4 protein-coding genes and 1 pseudogene are annotated in these 6,650 nt (G+C 43.7%); 4 read left to right on the top strand and 1 reads right to left on the bottom strand.

Going from position 1 to position 6,650, the window contains the following annotated elements; translation table 11 throughout:
• The 4 genes and pseudogenes from QVP94_RS07575 to QVP94_RS07560 all read left to right on the top strand — a co-directional run.
• Nucleotides 1-215 (top strand): annotated as a pseudogene (locus QVP94_RS07575) (2-oxoacid:ferredoxin oxidoreductase subunit beta); the annotation flags it as partial.
• Nucleotides 216-629: 414 nt separating this feature from the next.
• Nucleotides 630-2,237 (top strand): phosphoenolpyruvate carboxykinase (ATP), encoded by a 1,608-nt coding sequence (gene pckA, locus QVP94_RS07570; RefSeq protein WP_005860732.1) that lies wholly within the window; start codon nt 630-632, stop codon nt 2,235-2,237.
• A gap of 189 nt (nt 2,238-2,426) precedes the next feature.
• Nucleotides 2,427-3,527: a TlpA disulfide reductase family protein gene (locus QVP94_RS07565; protein ID WP_022192292.1), complete on the top strand. Its 1,101-nt coding sequence runs from the start codon at nt 2,427-2,429 to the stop codon at nt 3,525-3,527.
• A 60-nt stretch (nt 3,528-3,587) separates the two neighbouring features.
• Nucleotides 3,588-5,126 carry a YifB family Mg chelatase-like AAA ATPase gene (locus QVP94_RS07560; protein ID WP_009276655.1) on the top strand — a complete coding sequence of 513 codons (1,539 nt, stop codon included), beginning with the start codon at nt 3,588-3,590 and terminating at the stop codon, nt 5,124-5,126.
• A 361-nt stretch (nt 5,127-5,487) separates the two neighbouring features.
• Here the strand turns inward: QVP94_RS07560 and QVP94_RS07555 are convergent, their stop codons facing one another.
• Nucleotides 5,488-6,336 (bottom strand): helix-turn-helix domain-containing protein, encoded by an 849-nt coding sequence (locus QVP94_RS07555; RefSeq protein ID WP_005860739.1) that lies wholly within the window; start codon nt 6,334-6,336, stop codon nt 5,488-5,490.
• Between the last annotated feature and the right edge of the window lie 314 nt (nt 6,337-6,650).

The raw sequence follows: 6,650 nt of genomic DNA, 5'->3' as shown, positions 1-6,650 counted from the left end.
TGGTACACGACGCCCATGAGAAGGATAACACCTTGCATATGATGCTTGCCATGATGAGCGGTGATATGCCAATTGCGTTAGGCGTAATACGAGATGTGGAGGGACCGACCTATGATGAGGCTGTCCACCAGCAAATCGAGGAGGTACAAGCGAAGAATCCTACACGTAAATTACACGACCTTTTGATGAAAGGTGAGATTTGGGAGGTAAAGTAATATATTTCTGATTGGATATAAGAGAAGGCGCAAGATATTTATCCTGCGCCTTTCTTATATTTATACGCTGGATTTGTTTGTGCGGAAAAAAGTATATATCTTTGTTTCAGTCACAATAAAAGCGAATACCTATGATGACAACTTCGGAAATAGTTGAGATGCTAGCTAAAAGTATATGATTTGTAAACTCCATATTACAAATAGACTAAGGGTTTTGTTAATTGCATGGAAAAGAGTAATTATTACTGAAAAATTTCCTTAATAAGCTGTGTACGATAAAAAAAAATATTACTTTTGTACCGCGGTTAACAAGGTGGAGTCGCAGCAAGCTCCAAAAGGTCGGAAAGCCTCACCGTATCGAACTAGAGTAGAGAGAAAAGTTATATAAAGTCAATCATTTAAATTAAATTCAAGATGGCTAATTTAGATTTAAGCAAGTACGGAATTGTTGATGTGAAAGAAATCGTTCACAATCCGTCTTATGATGTTCTGTTCGCAGAAGAAACTAAACCGAGTTTGGAAGGCTTCGAGAAAGGCCAAGTAACTGAGCTAGGTGCTGTAAACGTGATGACTGGTATTTATACAGGTCGTTCTCCTAAAGATAAATTTTTCGTAAAGAATGAAGCCAGCGAAGATTCTGTATGGTGGACTTCTGATGAATATAAGAATGATAACAAGCCTTGTTCTGAGGCCGCTTGGGCAGACTTGAAGGCTAAAGCCGTAAAAGAATTGTCTGGCAAACGTTTGTTCGTTGTCGATACATTCTGTGGCGCTAACGAGGCTACTCGTTTGAAAGTACGTTTCATCATGGAGGTTGCTTGGCAAGCTCACTTCGTAACTAATATGTTCATCCGTCCGACAGCTGAGGAATTGGCTAACTACGGCGAACCTGATTTCGTTTCTTTCAACGCTGCTAAGGCTAAAGTTGACAACTACAAAGAATTAGGCTTGAACTCTGAGACTGCTACTGTTTTCAACTTGAAGACTAAAGAGCAAGTTATCTTGAATACTTGGTACGGTGGTGAGATGAAGAAGGGTATCTTCTCTATCATGAACTACTTGAACCCGTTGCGTGGTATCGCTTCTATGCACTGCTCCGCTAACACGGATAAAGAGGGCAAGAGCTCAGCTATCTTCTTCGGTTTGTCTGGTACTGGTAAGACTACTTTGTCTACGGACCCGAAACGTTTGTTGATCGGTGACGATGAGCACGGATGGGATAACGAGGGTGTATTCAACTACGAGGGTGGTTGCTACGCTAAGGTTATCAACTTGGATAAAGAGAGCGAGCCGGATATCTACAACGCTATCAAACGTGACGCTCTTCTTGAGAACGTAACAGTTGCCGCTGATGGTAAGATCGATTTCGCTGATAAGTCAGTTACAGAGAACACTCGTGTTTCTTATCCGATCTATCACATCGAGAACATCGTTAAGCCGGTTTCTAAAGGCCCGCACGCAAAACAAGTTATCTTCTTGTCTGCTGACGCATTTGGTGTATTGCCTCCAGTATCTATCTTGACTCCGGAGCAAACTCAATACTACTTCTTGTCTGGATTTACCGCTAAATTAGCAGGTACAGAGCGTGGTATCACGGAACCGACTCCTACATTCTCCGCTTGTTTCGGTGCTGCTTTCTTGTCATTGCACCCGACAAAATACGGCGAAGAGTTGGTTAAGAAGATGGAAATGACTGGCGCTAAGGCTTACTTGGTGAACACAGGTTGGAACGGTAGCGGCAAACGTATCTCTATCAAAGATACAAGAGGTATCATCGACGCTATCCTTGATGGTTCTATCAATGAGGCTCCGACAAAGAAGATCCCGTATTTCGACTTCGAGGTTCCGACTGCATTACCGGGCGTAGATCCGAAGATCTTAGATCCTCGCGATACCTATGCTGATCCTGCTCAATGGGATGAGAAAGCGAAGGATTTGGCTGCTCGCTTCCAGAAGAACTTTGCTAAGTTCACGGGCAACGAAGCTGGTAAGGCATTGGTTGCTGCTGGTCCTCAGTTATAATTGCTTAAAAAACCTTGATCAAAAAAGGTCAAGGTTTAAAAATATCTTTATAAAAAAGCGTGGAATTACTAATTCTGCGCTTTTTTTATGATAACTACGTTAATTTTATTATAAATGTAAAGTAGTTAAAAAAAATATTCCTACCTTTAGACCGGATTATCTGTTATAAGAAGAGCTTAAAAAGGAGTAATGATAAAAAAACTGGCACTTATTATTGGCTTTATAATTTGTTTGTCATCTTGTGGCAAGGATTATGTCTATCGGATTGAAGGGGAACTTTCTAATCTGGAAGATCAAACCGTATATGCTGTATTTGAGAAGGATAATTATAAAGAGGTTGATACGGTGGTTTGTACGAAACCCGGGCAGTTCCAGATCGATCAAAATGAAGCGGGTTTCCATTGTGTGACTATCTTCTTTGCGGATAAAGAGCATTGGGTTACGGCTTATCTGGAACCGGGAGAAACCGTAAAAATCACGGGCGACGCTAACTCTCCATTGCTATTGCAGGTAAAGGGGGGACGGACAAATGATAAGTTGACCGCTTTTAAGAAAAAAATCGCTCCTTTATTGACGGAATTGACAAATTTATCAAATTCTTTAAATAGCAAGGATTTGAACGATACGATCGAGGAGACGGATATCGCCGCTCGTTTGGCGAATGTTAATATGCAATTGAGCGAGGAAGCGATCCGGTACGTAAAAGAGAACCCGGATGAAGAGGTATCCGTTGTCTTGATTCAATCTTTTTTCTCAGATCCCGATGATACTCGTAAAATTGATGAGTTGTTGGCGTTATTGAATCCAAGGTTGAAAGACTTTTATCTGGTGAAGGAGCTGGAGCAATATAGCGCCCGTGCGAAACGTACGGCTTTGGGTGCGGAAGCCCCAGATTTCTCCGTAAGGAATATTTATGGGAATACGGTAAGTTTGGATTCTTTCCCGCAGAAATATTTATTGCTGACATTTACTGCTCCTTGGTGTGATATGTGCCAGACAGAGGATCTATATCTGGATAAGGTAGCGATGAAATATCCGAAAGATCAGTTGGATATTCTTTTGGTTAGCTTGGACGATAATCCGGATAATGTCCGGGATGTACTGAAGAAGGATAGTATAGCGTGGAACCTGGTAACAGATTCGGCTGGACAAGCGGCTATGTTGATAGATCTGTATAACGTAAGCGTATTGCCACGCTGTTTCTTGATAGATGAGGATCATAAGATCTTGATGAAAACAGAGAATGGAATCGAGATCAAGCAAACACTGGAAAACTTGTTCGAAGACTGAGCGATTGAAAACAGGAGGTTCCGGTTTTAATTTGTAATTAGTAACTCAAAATTCTTAACTATGTTAGTAAAATCTTATGCCGCTGCCGTGCAGGGGATTTCCGCTACGGTCGTTACCGTAGAAGTGAACTGTTCCAAAGGTATCCAATTCTTTTTAGTCGGTCTTCCGGACGTGGCCGTTCGTGAGAGCCATGAACGCATTATCTCGGCTCTTCAAGTATGTGGTTATAAATTCCCCCGCAATCGTATCGTTATTAATATGGCCCCCGCAGATATCCGTAAGGAAGGGTCTTCTTATGATCTGCCTTTGGCGATCGGTATTCTGGCGGCGGCAGAGCAGATAGATTCATCCAACTTATCCAAATTCGTATTGATGGGCGAGCTTTCTATGGATGGGAGCCTCCAACCGATAAAAGGGGCATTGCCTATCGCTATCAAGGCTAGGGAAGAAGGCTTTAAGGGCTTTATCTTACCCAAGCAAAACGCTTGTGAGGCTGCGGTAGTGAACGATCTGGAAGTGTATGGAGCTTCGAATATCAAAGAGGTGCTGGAGTTTATGGAGGGGAAACCGACATTGCGGCCTACGGTCATTGATACCCGTAAGGAGTTTTACGACCGCCAGCAATTGTTTGATTGCGATTTCTCCGATGTCCGGGGACAAGAGAACGTGAAGCGTGCGATGGAGGTGGCCGCCGCCGGCGGACATAATCTGATCATGGTAGGTCCTCCCGGAAGTGGCAAGTCCATGTTGGCGAAACGTCTCCCCACGATCTTGCCCCCTTTTACCTTGCATGAGTCCTTGGAAACAACTAAAATCCATTCCGTAGCCGGTAAGATAGGAGGTGGCACCTCCTTGATGGTACAACGTCCTTTTCGCTCTCCCCATCATACGATCTCTAATGTCGCCATGGTAGGAGGGGGCACTTTCCCGCAGCCGGGAGAGATCAGCTTGGCTCACAATGGTGTCCTTTTTTTGGATGAGTTGCCGGAATTTAACAGGAGTGTCTTGGAAGTCATGCGACAGCCATTGGAAGATCGAGTGATCAATATCTCCCGTGCCCGTTTCACGGTGGAATATCCAGCCGGCTTTATGCTTGTGGCCTCCATGAATCCTTGTCCCTGCGGCTACTACAACCATCCGGACCGTCCTTGTCTCTGTTCTCCCGGAGCCGTCCAGAAATATATGAACCGCATTTCCGGCCCATTACTCGATCGTATCGATATCCAGATAGAGATTGTCCCTGTCCCTTTCGAGAAGATTTCCGAGCAACAGCCCTCAGAGCCTAGTATCGCTATCCGTGAGCGGGTCATAAAAGCCCGTGCGATCCAGGAAAGGCGTTTTGCCGCTTATGAGGGTATTTATTGTAATGCCCAGATGAACTCCAAGCTACTCCATCAGTACGCCGTTCCCGACGCTTCCGGCCTCTCCATCCTCAAAACCGCCATGCAACGTCTCTGCCTCTCCGCCCGTGCCTATGACCGTATCCTGAAAGTCTCCCGCACGATAGCCGACTTGGATAATTCGGAACATATCGAAGTCCGGCATTTGGCGGAGGCGATACAGTATAGGAGTTTGGATAGGGAGAATTGGGGGATGTGAGATTGCACTTAGAATACATCTATTAACCATAATAGTGCAGTTACTAAGCTGAAAAAACTATCTTTATATTAGTTGGAAATCGCGCTATTTATGGCTGTTGAAGTGAATAACTGACGGCTTGTCGAGTGAACAACTGACGGCTATACCTAGTGGTCAGCTTACGGCTTGGGAAGTGAATAACTAATCACTTGGGAAGTCTTTTGTGGATGACTTAACGTGCTGTATACCAATCTTGTTCGGTAAACGAGTTTTACTGTTCAACTAGCTCTTCAGCTAAATTAAAGAAGAACCAGTGATTTCAGGAAAAGACACCCGGCCGGAAGTGCTTTAAAAGTAAGCTAGCTTACTTTTTTAGGGTTGTTTAGGAATTGCGGTATTCTTGCGGACTCATACCTACATGGCGTTTAAAATACTTTCCGAAGAAGGACATATTAGTGAAATTCAGTGTATAGGCGATATCGTGGATGGTAAGGTTCGTCGATTTTAGTTGTGCCTTTGCGTCCATGATAACCATCGAGGTGATAATCTCTATGCAAGTTTTTCCCGTACTTTGTTTGACGATCGTACTTAGGTGTGCTTGCGTGATGCCAAGCCGCTTGGCATACCATGCAACGGATCGTTGCATGGTATAGTTTTGCATTACTAGTTGAGTGAAATTCTTACTGATTAGCTCTGCTTTAGAGAGCATTGACAGGTCTTCCGTCTGGTCTTTATACATGCTGCTGATCCCCATCAGCATACCGGTAAACAAATGGTTGGTAATCCCGCGATTTATTTTCGTGGCGTAAAACTCGTATGTTTTGAGTAATAACTCAAAATAATCTTTCATAAGAGGCTGGGCTTTCTCTTTTAGCTTATACACCGGATTGTCTTTCACGATATAGTGCATGTCTATGACAGCTTTGCTGGAGTTCGCTTGGCTGAGGAAATCAGATGAGAATCCCATGAAATAGATCTGTAGGTCCCCGTCTGCCCTATGGATCTGCAGGATTGATCCGGGCATGATGGTGATGAAGCTTCCGGGTTCTACCTTGAGTTGCGTTAAGTTGATGGATGCCTCGATCTCTCCTCCTAGGCATAGCACGAAAATCCCCGCTTTCAATCGGCATGGGTAATTCGCATACAGATTCAGCAGGCCTATATCTTCGATCGAAAGCTTCCCGATCACCCAATCTTGAGGCAGGTCTATTTTGGGAATGTCATTTTCCATGTTTGTTTAATTATTCACTTATCGGGAACGTTTGACAAAAATAGGCATTTTTAAAGATTTGCCGTGTCTTGTGGAAGGAAAATTATACGAGCGTCTGAAACTTGCGGTATTCCGGAGGCTTTTCGGAGTCGCTTGGGTGTTTGGGCTGGACTGGTATGGTTTCTTGTCGAAGGAAGTAGTTGCCATTAGAATTATCTTTTCTGTTTCGTTTTGATTGAATTTGGATGTATATTGTGACAGGGGTATTTCCTTGACCTATCAAAATAGCGAAAGAATCAGGAAGATAAGTGGCCTTTTATGTTAAAAAGTAACGT

The organism is Parabacteroides sp. CAG:2, from assembly GCF_000436315.1.
Taxonomy (GTDB): domain Bacteria; phylum Bacteroidota; class Bacteroidia; order Bacteroidales; family Tannerellaceae; genus Parabacteroides; species Parabacteroides distasonis.
This window is presented reverse-complemented; position numbering and strand designations above follow the sequence as displayed.

Excerpts from the sequence above, each read along its gene's own strand:
- QVP94_RS07565 (WP_022192292.1), top strand. The coding sequence starts at position 2,427 with ATGATAAAAAAACTGGCACTTATTATTGGCTTTATAATTTGTTTGTCA.
- QVP94_RS07560 (WP_009276655.1), top strand. The coding sequence starts at position 3,588 with ATGTTAGTAAAATCTTATGCCGCTGCCGTGCAGGGGATTTCCGCTACG.
- pckA (WP_005860732.1), top strand. The coding sequence starts at position 630 with ATGGCTAATTTAGATTTAAGCAAGTACGGAATTGTTGATGTGAAAGAA.
- QVP94_RS07555 (WP_005860739.1), bottom strand. The coding sequence starts at position 6,336 with ATGGAAAATGACATTCCCAAAATAGACCTGCCTCAAGATTGGGTGATC.